This window comes from Flavobacterium ginsengisoli (genome assembly GCF_029625315.1).
GTDB lineage: Bacteria > Bacteroidota > Bacteroidia > Flavobacteriales > Flavobacteriaceae > Flavobacterium > Flavobacterium ginsengisoli.
In genome coordinates, this window is the sequence record NZ_CP121110.1 from 1,882,915 (window position 1) to 1,897,769 (window position 14,855).

The 14,855-nt window shown below is 34.3% G+C and carries 12 protein-coding genes and 2 pseudogenes; 8 read left to right on the forward strand and 6 right to left on the reverse strand.

Going from position 1 to position 14,855, the window contains the following annotated elements:
- The first annotated feature begins 20 nt into the window (after positions 1–20).
- The 4 genes from P5P87_RS08755 to P5P87_RS08770 all read left to right on the forward strand — a co-directional run bounded on the left by P5P87_RS08755 (position 21) and on the right by P5P87_RS08770 (position 6,799).
- Positions 21–2,018 (forward strand): DUF5107 domain-containing protein, encoded by a 1,998-nt coding sequence (locus P5P87_RS08755; RefSeq protein ID WP_278022267.1) that lies wholly within the window; start codon positions 21–23, stop codon positions 2,016–2,018.
- The gene (locus tag P5P87_RS08760) at positions 1,975–3,117 is read left to right on the forward strand and encodes a hypothetical protein (protein ID WP_278022268.1); all 1,143 of its coding nucleotides are present in this window, start codon (positions 1,975–1,977) and stop codon (positions 3,115–3,117) included. The genes P5P87_RS08755 and P5P87_RS08760 overlap by 44 nt, the downstream gene beginning before the upstream one ends.
- 21 nt (positions 3,118–3,138) lie before the next feature.
- Positions 3,139–5,322 carry a M1 family metallopeptidase gene (locus tag P5P87_RS08765; protein ID WP_278022269.1) on the forward strand — a complete coding sequence of 728 codons (2,184 nt, stop codon included), beginning with the start codon at positions 3,139–3,141 and terminating at the stop codon, positions 5,320–5,322.
- A gap of 97 nt (positions 5,323–5,419) precedes the next feature.
- Positions 5,420–6,799, forward strand: coding sequence for a Gfo/Idh/MocA family protein (locus P5P87_RS08770; protein ID WP_278022270.1), 1,380 nt, complete (start codon positions 5,420–5,422; stop codon positions 6,797–6,799).
- Between the two features lie 277 nt (positions 6,800–7,076).
- On the opposite strand, the pseudogene P5P87_RS08775 reads toward P5P87_RS08770, so the two are convergent.
- The 6 genes and pseudogenes from P5P87_RS08775 to guaA all read right to left on the reverse strand — a co-directional run bounded on the left by P5P87_RS08775 (position 7,077) and on the right by guaA (position 13,154).
- Positions 7,077–7,479: pseudogene (locus tag P5P87_RS08775) on the reverse strand (OsmC family protein).
- Positions 7,479–9,551 (reverse strand): PBP1 and LysM peptidoglycan-binding domain-containing protein, encoded by a 2,073-nt coding sequence (locus tag P5P87_RS08780; protein ID WP_278022271.1) that lies wholly within the window; start codon positions 9,549–9,551, stop codon positions 7,479–7,481. The pseudogene P5P87_RS08775 and the gene P5P87_RS08780 overlap by 1 nt, the downstream one beginning before the upstream one ends.
- Before the next feature lie 93 nt (positions 9,552–9,644).
- Positions 9,645–10,769 (reverse strand): ATP-binding protein, encoded by a 1,125-nt coding sequence (locus P5P87_RS08785; RefSeq protein ID WP_278022272.1) that lies wholly within the window; start codon positions 10,767–10,769, stop codon positions 9,645–9,647.
- A gap of 25 nt (positions 10,770–10,794) precedes the next feature.
- A complete protein-coding gene (locus tag P5P87_RS08790; protein ID WP_278022273.1) occupies positions 10,795–11,280 on the reverse strand; it encodes a lytic transglycosylase in 486 nt (161 codons plus the stop codon).
- The gene (locus P5P87_RS08795; protein ID WP_278022274.1) at positions 11,252–11,560 is read right to left on the reverse strand and encodes a LysM peptidoglycan-binding domain-containing protein; all 309 of its coding nucleotides are present in this window, start codon (positions 11,558–11,560) and stop codon (positions 11,252–11,254) included. The genes P5P87_RS08790 and P5P87_RS08795 overlap by 29 nt, the downstream gene beginning before the upstream one ends.
- Positions 11,561–11,623: 63 nt before the next feature.
- A pseudogene (gene guaA, locus P5P87_RS08800) lies at positions 11,624–13,154 on the reverse strand (glutamine-hydrolyzing GMP synthase).
- Positions 13,155–13,625: 471 nt separating this feature from the next.
- Between guaA and P5P87_RS08805 the strand changes: the two are divergent.
- The 4 genes from P5P87_RS08805 to P5P87_RS08820 all read left to right on the forward strand — a co-directional run bounded on the left by P5P87_RS08805 (position 13,626) and on the right by P5P87_RS08820 (position 14,846).
- Entirely contained in the window at positions 13,626–13,934 is a 309-nt protein-coding gene (locus P5P87_RS08805; protein ID WP_278022275.1) for a TolC family protein, read from the forward strand.
- Positions 13,912–14,202 (forward strand): TolC family protein, encoded by a 291-nt coding sequence (locus P5P87_RS08810; protein ID WP_278022276.1) that lies wholly within the window; start codon positions 13,912–13,914, stop codon positions 14,200–14,202. Before P5P87_RS08805 ends, P5P87_RS08810 begins: the two co-directional genes overlap by 23 nt.
- A 106-nt stretch (positions 14,203–14,308) precedes the next feature.
- Positions 14,309–14,659, forward strand: coding sequence for a TolC family protein (locus P5P87_RS08815; RefSeq protein ID WP_278022277.1), 351 nt, complete (start codon positions 14,309–14,311; stop codon positions 14,657–14,659).
- A complete protein-coding gene (locus P5P87_RS08820; RefSeq protein ID WP_278022278.1) occupies positions 14,619–14,846 on the forward strand; it encodes a TolC family protein in 228 nt (75 codons plus the stop codon). The genes P5P87_RS08815 and P5P87_RS08820 overlap by 41 nt, the downstream gene beginning before the upstream one ends.
- Positions 14,847–14,855: the final 9 nt, after the last annotated feature.

Consider the following 14,855-nt stretch of genomic DNA (forward strand, 5'->3'; position numbering starts at 1 on the left):
CAAAAAACTAGCTCTCCACCATGAAATTTAGACCATTACTATCCTTTTTACTCCTTGGAAGCCTTTTTGTCACAGCACAAAACAAACCCACTATAAAAGAATACAAAAAAGTATTTACGACATATCCATTCTCAGATCCTGATCCGATTCCGAAACCAGATACCAAGTTTTATCCGTATTTCCGTTTTGACGGTTTTACTGATAAACCCGTTCAAAAAGAATGGAAAGTAATAGAAATTGAAAACGATTATATTAAACTGATGATTTTGCCAGAAATTGGTGGAAAAGTTTGGTCTGCTATAGAAAAATCTACAGGAAAAGACATAGTTTACAATAATCATGTTGTAAAATTCAGAGACATTGCTATGCGCGGACCGTGGACAAGCGGCGGTGTTGAAGGCAATTACGGAATTATCGGCCACACGCCAAACTGCGCCACTCCTGTCGATTACAAAATCATAAACAGAGAAGACGGAAGCATTAGCTGTGTGATTGGGGTTTTAGATTTATTGACAAGAACTTCTTGGAAATTAGATATCAATCTGCCAAAAGATAAAGCGTATTTTACCACAAATTCGTTTTGGTCTAATACAACCGAATTCGAACAGCCTTATTATACTTGGATGAATACGGGAATTAAAGCGACCGAAAATCTACAGTTTATTTATCCAGGACAGACTTATATTGGTCATAACGGAGATTACCATCCATGGCCAATTGACAAAGAAAACGGCAAAGATTTATCTTTCTACAAAAACAACAATTTTGGCGGTTACAAATCGTACCATGTATTCGGAAAATACGATGATTTCTTTGGCGGATATTATCATGACGAAGATTTCGGAATGGGAAGATACGGCAATCACGACGATAAACCGGGCAAAAAAATCTGGATTTGGGGATTGTCTCAGCAAGGAATGATTTGGGAAAAATTATTAACCGATACTGACGGGCAATACGTAGAAGTACAAAGCGGAAGATTGTTCAATCAAGCGAGTGAAGGCAGTAATCTGACGCCTTTCAAACAGCGCTCATTTGCGCCTTATCAAACCGATACTTGGACTGAATATTGGTTTCCTGTAAAGCAGACGAAAGGTTTTGTAAAAGCTAATAATTACGGTTCTGTCAATATTAAAAACGAAAACGGCTGGCTGAAAATCTATTTTTCTCCGCTTCAAAAATTAAATGAAAAAATTGAAATTTTTGAAAACGAAAAAAAAGTGTATTCTAAAGATATTGCTTTAAATACATTGCAAACTTTCAAAGATTCAATTCAGGTAAAAGTTGATTCTAATAAATTGAAATTTGTTTTGGGAGGCAATAAATTGGTATGGAATTCTGCTCCACAAGACGGAAACATCAATCGTCCTGTAGAAATACCTAAAGATTTTGATCATAATTCGGTTTATGGATTGTATTTGCAGGGTAAAAATTACATCAGTTTTAAAGATTATGTACTTGCCGAAGAAAAATTAAATGCCTGTTTAAAATTAGATGCTAACTACGCTCCTGCTCTTTCTGCATTGGCTTCTTTACAAATCAGAAAATTAGATTACAAAGCTGCTGTAAATTCGGCAAGCAAAGCTTTATCGATAGACACTTATGGCCCTGTGGGTAATTATTTTTATGCTTTGGCTAATTTCCATTTAGGAAATAATACCGATGCAAAAGATGGTTTTGATATTGCTGCCGCAAGTGTCGAATTCCGCAGTCCAGCTTATACCGCTTTAAGCAAAATTTATTTGGCCGAAAACGATCTTTCAAAAGCGATTGAATATGCTGAAAAAAGCTTGATATTCAATCAATACAACATAGAAGGTTTACAGGTTTTAGCGGTTTTATATCGTCTTCAGAATAATTCCGATAAAGCAAATTCAGTTTTAAAAACCATTACAAAACTGGATCCGCTGAATCATTTTGCTGATTTTGAAAAATACCTTTTGAACAATTCAAACGATTCAAAAAATGCTTTTGTTGCTTGCCATTCAAAACGAAATGCCAGAACAAACTTTCCTTGAATTAGGAATCTGGTATAATAATTTAAGCCGAAAAGAAGAAGCTTTAAAAGTGTTTTCTATTGCAGAACCAAGTGCTGAAATTATCTATTGGAAAGCCTTTTTAGAAAACAAACCTGTTGATGTAAGCAAAATCAAACCTGGAACTAGTTTTCCTTTTAGAAATGAAACCGCTGAAATCTTGAAATCATTAATTAAAACAAATGATCAATACCAATTAAAATATCATTTAGGTTTAATTGAATGGAATCGTAACAGCATCTCAGAAGCTAAAAGATTGTTTTCAGAATGCGGTTCAAAACCAATCGATCCTGCTTTTTATGGCGCAAAAGCTTCTTTATTCAAAGACGATGCTTCAATAGTATTGGCAAGTCTTCAGCAGGCAATAAAATTGGATCCGCAAGGCTGGAGATACCATAAAATGCTTGCAGAACATTACATCGCTCAAAAACAATTTGATAAAGCGCTTACAACGGCTGAATCTTTCTATAAAAAACATCAAGACAATTATTTGATTGGAATGCTTTACGCTAAAACTTTATTGCTAAATAAAAAATACCGCGAAGCCGATTCGTTCTTAACCAAATTGCAAATCCTTCCATTTGAAGGCGCAACAGCAGGAAGACAATTGTATCACGAAGCTAAATTGATGCAAGCTTTAGCAGAAATCAAAAACAAACAGTACAAAAAAGCATTACAATTTATTGCAGATGCCAAACTATTTCCAGAAAATTTAGGCGTTGGAAAACCGTATGACGAAAACATAGACGAAAGATTAGAAAACTGGCTGGATTATCAATGTTATAGCAATTTAGGAAACAAAGAAATGGCTTCTAAATCTTTAGATAAAATCGTCGCTTTCCGTCCTGTAGTAGATAATACGGTTATGAACTTCCTTCCGGCAAACAATCTTGTTTCGGCTTGGGCGATAGAAAAAACGTCTTCTTCACAAGAGGCCGAAAAATGGATTAAAACTCAGGCAGATTTATATCCGACAAATAAAATAGTGCACTGGACTTTATTGTCTTACACCAAAAAACCATCGAATATTTTGAGTGAAGATGAAAAAGACGGCGAAGTCAGAATTATCGAAAAATTGTAAAGAACTTTCAAAAACAATAAAATGAAAAACCATTTTTTAAAATATACTTTTTTGGGTCTTGTCGTTTTGATGAGTCCAAAAATTGAGGCACAAAACAAAGCAGAAAAGGTTGATGAATTATCCATTTACCGCGCTACTCCTTTAAAAACACACGATTTAATTCATACTAAATTGGAAGTTTCTTTCGATTACGGAAAACGTTATTTGTATGGAAAAGAATGGATTACTTTAAAACCTCATTTCTACGAAACTGATTCGCTTAAGTTGGATGCAAAAGGAATGGATTTTAAAGAAATTGCTATTATTGACGGAAAAAAAAGTATTCCGTTGCAATACAAATACGATAACGAAGAACTTTCAATCGCTTTAAACAGAAAATATAAAAGCACAGAAAAGTACACAATTTTTATCAATTACACCGCAAAACCAGCAGAACTGAAAAGCAAAGCTGGCGAATCGATTACCAACTCAAACGGATTATATTTTATTAATCCTGATGGGAAAGGTGACAAACCAACGCAAATTTGGACGCAAGGCGAAACAGAAGCTTCTTCTTGTTGGTTCCCAACAATCGACAAACCAAATCAGAAAACAACTTCTGAACTTGCGATGACTGTTGAGGCAAAATATACTACGCTTTCAAACGGTAAATTAACCTCGCAAAAAGTAAATAAAGACGGGACAAGAACGGATATCTGGAAAATGGAACAGCCAAATGCACCTTATTTGTTTATGATGGCCGTTGGTGATTTTAAAATCTATAAAGATTCATATAACGGTAAAGAAGTCAGCTATTATTTAGAGCCGAAATATGCGCCATATGCCAAACAGATTTTTTATAAAACGCCAGATATGATGAATTTTTACAGCAAAATGCTTGGCGTAGAATATCCTTGGGCAAAGTATTCGCAAATTGTAGTGAAAGACTATTTTGGAGGTGCTATGGAAAATACTTCTGCAACCGTTCATGGCGAATATGTACAAAAAACAGAACGAGAATTATTAGATGATAATCAAGAAAGCACCATTGCTCACGAGCTTTTCCACCAATGGTTTGGAGATTATGTAACGGCTGAATCGTGGTCGAACTTAACCATGAATGAATCGTTTGCCACTTTTGGAGAAGTTTTATGGCATGGTCATGATGCTGGACAAGATGGTGAAGACAGATCACGTTATGAAAAATTGCAGAATTATTTACGTTCTCAAAAAAATGGTGACAGCCCTATTTTAGCACGTTTTCATTACAGAAACGCAGATGATATGTTTGATAATATCAGCTATTCTAAAGGTTCAATTATTTTATATGCCATGAAAAATCAAATGGGTGATGAAGCCTTTTTTAAAGGACTAAATCATTATTTAACAACAAATGCATATAAATCTGGAGAACCACACCAACTGCGTTTGTCTATGGAAGAAGTGACTGGAAAAGACTGGCTGCCTTATTTTGAACAATGGTATTACAATGCTGGAAGTCCGATTCTGGATGTAACTTACAAATATGCAAATGGAAAAGTTACCATTACAGTAAGTCAATCTCAAGATAGTTCGGTGCAAACCTTTACACTGCCTTTAAAAGTTGATTTTTACGTAAACGGAACTAAAATCAGAAAGGATATTTTAATTGATAAAAGACAACAAAGTTTCAGTTTTGATCTTCCTTCAAAACCTGAATTTATCGACTTAGATCCAGATAAAATCTTAGTTGGAGAAGTGAATGTCGATAAAAAAACGGTCGCTGATTATCTTTTTCAGTATAAAAATGCGCCATCGTATTATAACCGAATTGAAGCTATAAAATTTGCTTCAAAAGACAGAAGTCAGGAGTCACAGCTTATTTTACTAGAAGGCTTAAAAGATCCTCAAGAAGACTTAAGAGTATTGAGTATCAAAGCAATTGATTTAAATGAAAAACAAAACAAAGATCAAGTTTTAAAAATGCTTCTTGATATTGCTAAAAACGACAAAAAAACAATCGCAAGAGCAAATGCTATTGTAAAATTAGCTTCTACAGGCGATGCTTCTTATAAAGCATTGATGGACGAAAGCATTAAAGAACAATCATACAACGTAATTGCTGCGGGATTAACAGGATTAACAAAATATGCACCAGCCGAAGCAGATAAAGCATTGGCTTCATTAGATGACGATACCAAAAAACATGTAACGCCATTAATGAAAAGATTTAGTAGTCAAAAATAATTATAGGAATTCTTAGAATCTGTTTTGTTTTTGAAAACCTCTCTAATTTGGTTCATTAGAGAGGTTATTTTAAAAAATTATCTAACAATAATCACTCATGAAAATTAGCTTCTTAAAACCTATAACAATCCTTTTTCTTTTGTTCGGATGGACAATTGCATCCGCGCAAATGATTAAGACTAAAACTCCTGCACGTGCAAAAGGACAGCAAGATGTATTGAGAATGGCCGCAGATCCAATTCCAACCGTTCGTGTTGCTTTCATCGGACTTGGAATGCGTGGGCCTGGCGCGGTAGAACGTATGACACATATTCCGGGTGTAGAAATTGTAGCGTTGTGCGACATGACTCAAGAAAATACTGCAAAGTCGAATGAGATTTTAACGAAAGCTGGTTTTCCAAAAGCACAAGAATTCTACGGTGACGAAAATGCTTGGAGAAAAGTAACGGTCTTGCCAAACGTAGATTTAGTATACGTTGCTACAGACTGGAAACATCACGCTCTAATTGGAGTTCAGGCTATGAAAGACGGAAAACATGTTGCAATAGAAGTTCCTGGCGCTTTGACCATGAAAGAAATTTGGGAACTGATCGACACTTCTGAAAAAACGAGAAAACATTGTATGCAATTGGAAAACTGCGTTTATGATTTCTTTGAATTAACAACATTAAACATGGCACAACAAGGTGTTTTTGGCGAAATTCTACATGCTGAAGGTTCTTATATTCATGGTTTACAGCCATTTTGGGGAGAATACTGGAACAACTGGAGAATGGACTACAACATCAAACACCGCGGTGATGTTTATGCGACACACGGTATGGGGCCTGCGTGTCAGGCACTAAATATTCACCGTGGTGACAAAATGAATTTCTTGGTTTCTATGGATACAAAAGCCGTAGGAAATCCTGCTTACATTAAAGAAAAATCAGGACAAGAAATTAAAGATTTTAGAAATGGTGATCATACCATGACGATGATTCGTACCGAAAACGGAAAAACAATCCAAATTCAGCACGATGTGACGTCTCCTCGTCCCTACAGCAGAATGTATCAGTTAAGTGGTACAAAAGGTTTTGCTAACAAATATCCATTGGAAGGTTATGCTTTGGATGGAAAAGAATTAGGTGATGATGTAAAACCAAATCACGAAAAATTAAGTGCTCATTCTTTTGTTCCTGAAGAAGTAAAAAAAGCATTAATGGAAAAATACAAACACCCAATTGCTAAAGGAATTGAAGAACAAGCCAAAAAAGTAGGCGGTCACGGCGGAATGGATTTTATTATGGATTATCGTTTAATTCACTGCCTTCAAAAAGGACTTCCGCTAGACATGGACGTTTACGATTTAGCCGAATGGTCTTGTTTAGGTCCTTTAACAGAAATCTCGCTTGATAACGGTTCTGCTCCTGTAGAAATCCCGGATTTTACCCGCGGAGGCTGGAATAAATTGAAAAAATTAGAGTTTTCAGAGTAATAAATATTTTGGTGGTTAGTTATTGCAGAAAAGGGTGCTCTTTGTTAAGAGCACCCTTTTCTATTAATTTATAAATTCCTTAGGAACTATTTATGTTGTAGCAACGGATTTCAATCCGTTGAAAAAATGATATATCACAATTCAGGAGTTCCGTAGGAATGATTCATATTATAATTTTATAAAATGGATCGAACAGATGGTTCTTTTTCCTTTCTATTTCTTTTAAACTGGATTAAAATCCAGCCCTACAATATGGATCGAGCCTAATGGCTCTTTTTTACTTCCAGTTGAAGGTAATTTTCTTTTCGATTTCACTGCTTAAACTTAAAAATACTGGGCAAGTCATTGCAAGCACGTTCTAAAATAGTTTTACTTTTTTCGTCAGCGTTGCTTTTCATTTGAAATACAATTTCGATTGCTCCAATTCTTCTAGGTTCTGCATTCATAATTTTAGTTACTTCTGCTGTAGATCCAACAAAATCAACTTCTAAATCACGAGCTTTGATTCCCATAATTGTCATCATGCAACTTGCTAATGCGTTCGCTACAGTATCTGTTGGAGAAAATGCTTCTCCTTTTCCGTTATTATCTAATGGTGCGTCAGAAATGATTTCGCTTCCTGATTGCACGTGAATTGAACTTGTTCTTAAATCTCCTAAATAGGTTACTTTTGATGTCATTAATTTGCTACTTTTAAAGTTAAGTCACTATCATAATATAAGATGTAAACGCCTTTATTAGCGTGTCCGCCATCTTCTTTTCTATAATATTGAAATTTATTATCTACTTGCTGAGTCGTCATCATATCAGCAGTTTCTTGGAATGTTTTTCCTTGAGACAAACGCATCATCGTGTCAAATGTAACGTCAAATCCTCTTGTTGCATAAGTTGTCGGATTTGCTTTGTTTTTTAGACGATACTGCTTTTCATAAATTAAAACGGGTTGTTCATCACTTTCACGAGTTACAGAAGGATACATTAATTTCAATTTTACCAAATTATCAAAACTAATTTCGTCTGTATCTAATGTGCTGTTTGGTTCCAAAATTACCAATTGAACTTGGCATGTTTTCTGAGAATCAAGTAAAGCTTTTATAGTGGCTTTAACCATTGCAGTATTACCTGTTTCCATTACCACATAATTCAATCGATTAGGAATCAATAAGCTTTTTAAATTAGCTACATCCAAACCACCAGTTTCTGTTAAAGAAGCAAATGCAACTCCTTTTTGGTTTTGTTTGATGTAATTAATAACCGATTCTTTTTTCTTATCTACTACCGCAACAATATTACCGTTTTTAGAACGCATATAATCAAAAATAGAATTTCTGATCACGTCATTTGAAGGTATTGTTTGATACAAATTGTCAATCGGATTGGCGCTATCTTTTGATAAAGGCGAAATTACCGGAACATCGTATGAACGCAACATGTTTGCTGTCGTTTCTGCATTACTTTGGTAAAATGGCCCAATTACAGCATCTGCATCTTGCAATTTCGGAGTTAAGCCTACAACATTAGAAGTTGTTTTAGTTTCTTGCGAATCGTAAATAGCAACATCAATTGGAAGTTTCAATGTTTTTGCAGAATCAATCGCCATCATAGCTCCAGCATAAAAATCTAGAGTCATGTTTAAGAACTTATCGTTTTTAATTCTGTTCGCTGTTCCAGAAGTATCACTTTGAACTTTAGCCAAATTAAACGGAAGCAATAGAACTACTTTTTTACGCTCATTAAGCCCTTTCTTTTTGGTCAATTCTACAATTTCTACGTTTTCATTTTCAGTCGATTTTACTTTATCAACAATTTTAATTCCTCCTCCCGTATTTTCAACCGGTTTGTACACTGAAGAATCAGCTGGTTTATCCGGTACTTGAGCCGCAACAATTGGAACTGGAGCAATATATCCAGCAGGAACTTTCAAAACCATTCCTTCTTTTACACCTTCAGAAAGTGACGGATTTAAGGCTACTAATTCATCTTGTGTTAAATGAAAAACCCTTCCCAAACTATAAAAAGTTTCTTTTGGCTTTACTTGATATTCCATGTAAGTAACTGCTTTTTTAGAAGTCTCAGCAGACTTTTTACTTTCTACAGCTTTTGCAGGTTCTGCAGGAGTAGATTCTGTTTTAGGAGCTGTTCCTTTTATGGTTAATCTGTAGCCAACTGGCAAGCTATTAACAATATCTGGATTTCTTTTTTCCAATTCATCAACAGTTATATTGTACTGTTTTGCAATACCAAATTTTGTTTCTTTTGGCTGTACATCGTGATATACATATTTTTCAGCACCTTTTTCTTTAACTGGTTTTTCTGCTGTTTTTGGCGTAGAGCCTTTTGCAGGAATAACCAATTTTTGTCCGATTTGAACACCCGTTTTTTCTAAAAATGGATTTGCCGCTTTTAAAGCTTCATCTGAAATTCCGTACTTATGCTCAATGCTGTAAAAGGTTTCTTTAGGTTGCACTTCATGGATTATTTCTTTTCCTGAAGCTGTAGGAGTTTTAGTTTCAGAAACTTCTTTTTTTGCTTCCCCTGTTTTTGTTGGAATCAACAGCACAGAGTTTGGCACCAATCCTGTTCTAGCATCTGGATTGAGCTGGTAAATATCGTAAGGTGTTACCTTAAATTTTTGTGCAATCTGATTAATTGTCTCACCGCTTGACACTTTATACTTAACCACTTTTTCTTGCGAAAATGCGCTTGAAGTTATAAAAAATACAAGAGACAATACTGTTAAATAATATTTCATAATAAGGCTTAAAACAATTTAATTTCTAATTCTAAAATAAGTTACAATTTTACTAAAAGCAAAATTCACGCCGTTTGTTTATTGCTGTAAAAATTACCTCAAATCGATTTCTACTTTAGCAATAATGATTTCTTTATATAACTCATCTTCTTCTTTTTTCTTGCATTTATAAAGCACTTCTTCCATGTTTTCGAACTTATCGGCATAAACATAGTACGAAAGACTATTGATATTGAAAAAGAAACTAGCGTTAAATTCGCCAGAATCAATGAGTTTCATTATGAGCTTATCGCGGTCAACTGCGTCTGTAAATATACCTAAAACTAAGTAATACCCGTTTGAAACTTCTCTAAGATTATCATAAACTTCTACTTTTACAGTTTTGTCAGTTCTTAAAGGATTGTCTTTCAATTCCTGTTTCATTTCTTCTAATGAAATTATTTTTGAATTTTCAGCGGTATTATTTTTCTTCTGTTTTTTAACCGCTTCGTCTTGGTATTTCTTTAATTTCACCAAAGCCAGTTTATCATCAAATTTTCTCGCTTCCATACTATAATAAGAGGCTTTGCTGATATGTCTTTTTACTTCAATTTTTTTCTGAGTATCCAAAGAATCTATTTTTGCAATCAAAAGCTGATTTTGCTTATCTCCCTGCTCCTGCTCTATTTTATATTTTTTTATTTCTTCTAAAGATAAACGCTGCTGCAGAGATGTTGTATTATTATTTTTTTCGCTTTCGCGGATTTTCTTCTTATACTCCTGATTTTCCTCAACTGCAATTTTTTCTACTTTATTCATCAAACCAGCATAAACTTTTCTATTTTCAGCCAATTCTTTTTTCAGCTGAGACGATAATTCATTTGTTTTACTGATGCCTTCAGAAGATTGTTTTTCTAATCTTTTAGATTCTTCAACATTCAAAATATCCATTCGCTTCAATTCTTTCAAATCGTTGTTCATAGCAACAACAAGCGAATCTAATTTTGCCATTAAAATATCCTGTACATTTTTATTGGCTTCTAAAACCAAACGCAATTTTTCAACCGAGTTTTCTTTAGAACCATTCATATCATTCAGGTTTACTTTCAAATCATTAATTTTTATAATTTTCTGATTCATTTCTTTCTGAACAACCAAACGGTCTTTCAAATCTTCAATTTCTACTGTTTTCGCTTTTGTTTTTTCAACCACAACCTGTTTTTCAGCCAAAGCGAGCATTAACTCTTCGCTTTCATTTACTGGTTTAATTGCTCGCGGTATTAATGGCTAATTTGTTCCCGACAATTAATCCGTTTACAATTTCTGGATTTTGAGATTCTAATTGATCAATTGAAATTCCGTATTTCTTTGCAATCGAAAATTTGGTTTCTTTTGGTTCAACGACATGGAAAACCGTTTCCTGATTGATGACACGAACTCTTCCGTCTAACGTTTTTCTTTTGTTTGGAATTGAAATGGTCTGTCCAATTTGCAATCCGTTAATTAAAATATCCTTATTTAGGTTTTCTAAATCCTCAACCGAAACATTGTATTGTCTTGCAATGCTAAATAAAGATTCTTTGGCTACAACTTGATGTGTACTTTTTGAAGAAACCGCAACTTCAGATTTGGTCGCACTATCTGAATTTTGAGGAATTATTAACTCTTGACCGATTTGAAGTCCGCCTGCCAAAATTTCCTGATTAGCATTCTGAAGTGCTTCAACTGAAACATGATATTGTTTTGACAAACCAAACAATGTTTCTTTCGGTGCAACAATATGGGTTTGCTCGCTTTGAAGTTGTGTTTTCTGAGTGGTGAATTGGAATCTTTAAAACCTGATTGTCTTTGATTCCGTTTTGTGATTCGGGGTTGAGTTTGTAAATCTCCTCGATAGAAACCTTATACTTTTGGGCAATAAAATAAGCGGTTTCACCTTTTTGAATCTTGTGCTCGATAATTGAATCTTGCGCAGTTATTTTGTTAAAAGACAAAATAAACACAAGAGAAATTGTTAAAAGTTCTCTCATAAATAGTAGGTTATAAAAAATTAAGGCCTTACAAATGTAAGACCTTAATTTTAAATTATGCTACTATTCCCACTCAATTGTTGCAGGTGGTTTTGAACTAATATCGTAAACTACACGATTCACGCCTTTTACTTTATTGATGATATCATTTGACACTTTCATCAAGAAATCGTAAGGTAAATGAACCCAGTCAGCAGTCATACCGTCTGTCGATTCTACAGCTCTAAGCGCTACTACTTTTTCGTAAGTACGCTCATCACCCATAACACCAACACTGTTTACAGGAAGCAAAATTGCTCCAGCCTGCCAAACTTTATCGTATAATCCCCAAGATTTTAATCCTTCGATAAATACAGAATCTACATCTTGTAAAATCTGTACTTTCTCTGGAGTAATATCTCCTAAAATTCTAATTGATAATCCTGGTCCTGGGAAAGGGTGTCTTCCTAATAATTCAGGATCTATTCCTAATGTAGCTCCTACTCTTCTCACTTCGTCTTTGAAAAGCATTCTAAGCGGTTCTACAATTTTTAATTTCATATAATCTGGCAATCCACCAACGTTGTGGTGAGATTTAATAGTTGCAGATGGTCCTTTTACCGAAACAGACTCGATAACGTCTGGGTAAATAGTTCCTTGTGCTAACCATTTTACGTCTTCTAATAAGTGTGATTCATCATCAAAAACTTCGATAAATACACGACCGATTGTTTTACGTTTTGTTTCTGGATCACTAATTCCAGCTAATTCGCCAAGGAAACGATCTCCAGCATCTACACCTTTTACGTTCAATCCCATTCCTTTGTATTGATCTAATACATTTTGGAATTCGTTTTTACGAAGTAAACCGTTATTAACGAAGATGCAATATAAATTTTGTCCGATTGCTTTGTTTAATAAAACTGCTCGCTACAGTAGAATCTACTCCTCCAGATAAACCAAGAACTACTTTGTCGTTTCCTAATTTCTCTTTTAATTCTGCTACCATTTCGTCAACGAAAGCATTTGGAGTAAAGTTTTGAGGAACTTCAGCAATTTTAACTAAGAAGTTTTCCAGCATTTTCTTTCCATCTGTTGAATGGTAAACCTCTGGATGGTATTGAATTGCATAAGTAGTTTCGCCTTCAATTTTGTAAGTCGCAAATTCTACATCATGTGTGCTTGCAAGCTTTACAGCATTTGTTGGAAGCGCTTTGATACTATCGCTATGGCTCATCCAAACTTGGCTATTTTCTGAAACTCCTTCAAAGAAAGTTTCGCCTTCTTTAATATAAGACAAGTTTGCTCTACCGTATTCTCTTGTGTTTGAAGCGACAACTTCTCCACCACTAAAGTGTGCTAAATATTGTGCTCCGTAACAAACAGCAAGTAAAGGCATTTTACCTCTAATTTGCGATAAATCAGGATGCGGTGCATCTTCTCCTCTAACAGAGAAAGGACTTCCTCCTAAAATTACGGCTTTATAACTTGATAAATCACTTGGAATGTGATTGTAAGGAAAAATTTCGCAGAATATATTTAATTCGCGAACTCTACGCGCAATAAGCTGAGTATATTGCGACCCGAAATCTAAAATAAGTACGTTGTGTTGCATGCGCAAAAGTACTTTTTATATTTGAAATTGAAAAATTGATTTTTGATTTTTTTTCTGAAAGATCTTCAACCTGCAAAACATCTAAAAAAATATCGAAAATTGCATTCCTCATTCGATAAAAACATTAAGTTTTCTTTTCAATTTATTTAAGATTAAAATGGGATATAGCTCGTTTAAAGTGTTAAAATAATTGCTATATTTGATATGGTTATTCGTTTTAGCTACCAATATTATGGATAACAAACCCAATCCCACCTTTAAATCAAATTCTTAATACGCTTAAAGCATTTTATTATCTTAAGTCTCAGGTTATAATTTATTTTTTTTAATTTAAATTAAATTCAAGTATGAGGTCATTTATGATAAATACTTTAAAGGTAATTTTGATTTTTCAGTGCGTGCAGATTACAGCACAAACAACTGAACAAAACCAATTGCCTGAAGTATGGAATCTTGAACAATGTATTGCTTATGCAAAGCGACAGAAACATTCAAATTAATACCTTACGGCTCACTACTAAATCGACAGAACAGGATTTACTATTGTCGAAAGTCGCAAAGTTTCCTAATCTTTTAGGAAATGCTTCGCAAACTTTTAATAATGCAAAAAATGCTGATTTAGTAGTAGGAGGTTTTCAGTCCCAATCAAGTTTTGCGGGCAATTACTCATTAGGGTCATCTATGGTGCTGTATAATGGTGGTTATTTAAATAATGACATAAAACAGAAAGATCTCTATATCAAATCTGCGCAATTTAATGCCGAAGTCTGCCGAAAATGATATTACCATTCAAATTACACAAGCTTATCTAACCATTTTGTTAGCAAAGGAAAACAGTGTGTACCTAAACGAGATTCTCGAAACTTCGAAAGCGCAACTGAAACTAGGAGAATTAAAATACAATGCAGGAAGTATTGCTAAGAAAGATTATGTTTTACTAAAAGCACAATTGGCAACAGATAATTTTAATCTGATTACCTCGCAAAATACCGAACGTCAAAATGTTTTAACCCTAAAGCAATTATTGCGAGCTTCCGTCAGGATATGAGTTAAACATCAAAAAACCAGAAGTTCTGGACGCTACCCTACCCGTAGTTAACCTTGAAGAAGCTCAAAAAATAGCCTTAGAACAAAGACCAGAAGTAAAAAGCAGTTTGATAGAAAAAGAAGTCGCCGATCTGCAATTACAAAAATCTAAAGCTAGTTTTCTGCCTACACTTAGTGCAAGCGGAACTTTGGCTTCAGGGTATTCAGACAATCAAAAAACACCATATCCGACTCAAATAGACAACAACTTTTATCAGCGTTTGGGGCTTTCTTTAACAGTTCCAATATTCAATAACCGAATAGCGAAAACAGGAATCGAAAAATCAAAAATTGCTATCGATCAGTCCAAACTTAATGTTACCAATACAGAAACAGTATTATCGCAAAAAGTAGAACAGGCTTATATTAATGTACTCAATGCACAATCTCAATATACAGCAGACACAGGAACAACTTGATGCCAATACCGAAAATTATCGAATTGCAAACGAACAATTGCGATTAGGAGGCATTAGCACTGTAGATTATTTGCTCGAAAAAAATTTATATGTTCAGGCATTTCAAAATTTCATTCAGGCAAAATACAATTCTGTTGTAAGCTTAAAAATATACGATTTCTATAAAGGTGATCCAATCAAACTATAAAAAGAGCAA

Coding starts and splice junctions, on each gene's coding strand:
- P5P87_RS08755 (WP_278022267.1), top strand. CDS start 21: ATGAAATTTAGACCATTACTATCCTTTTTACTCCTTGGAAGCCTTTTT.
- P5P87_RS08765 (WP_278022269.1), top strand. CDS start 3,139: ATGAAAAACCATTTTTTAAAATATACTTTTTTGGGTCTTGTCGTTTTG.
- P5P87_RS08770 (WP_278022270.1), top strand. CDS start 5,420: ATGAAAATTAGCTTCTTAAAACCTATAACAATCCTTTTTCTTTTGTTC.
- P5P87_RS08780 (WP_278022271.1), bottom strand. CDS start 9,551: ATGAAATATTATTTAACAGTATTGTCTCTTGTATTTTTTATAACTTCA.
- P5P87_RS08785 (WP_278022272.1), bottom strand. CDS start 10,769: ATGCTCGCTTTGGCTGAAAAACAGGTTGTGGTTGAAAAAACAAAAGCG.
- P5P87_RS08795 (WP_278022274.1), bottom strand. CDS start 11,560: ATGAGAGAACTTTTAACAATTTCTCTTGTGTTTATTTTGTCTTTTAAC.
- P5P87_RS08805 (WP_278022275.1), top strand. CDS start 13,626: ATGCAAAGCGACAGAAACATTCAAATTAATACCTTACGGCTCACTACT.
- P5P87_RS08810 (WP_278022276.1), top strand. CDS start 13,912: ATGCCGAAGTCTGCCGAAAATGATATTACCATTCAAATTACACAAGCT.
- P5P87_RS08820 (WP_278022278.1), top strand. CDS start 14,619: ATGCACAATCTCAATATACAGCAGACACAGGAACAACTTGATGCCAAT.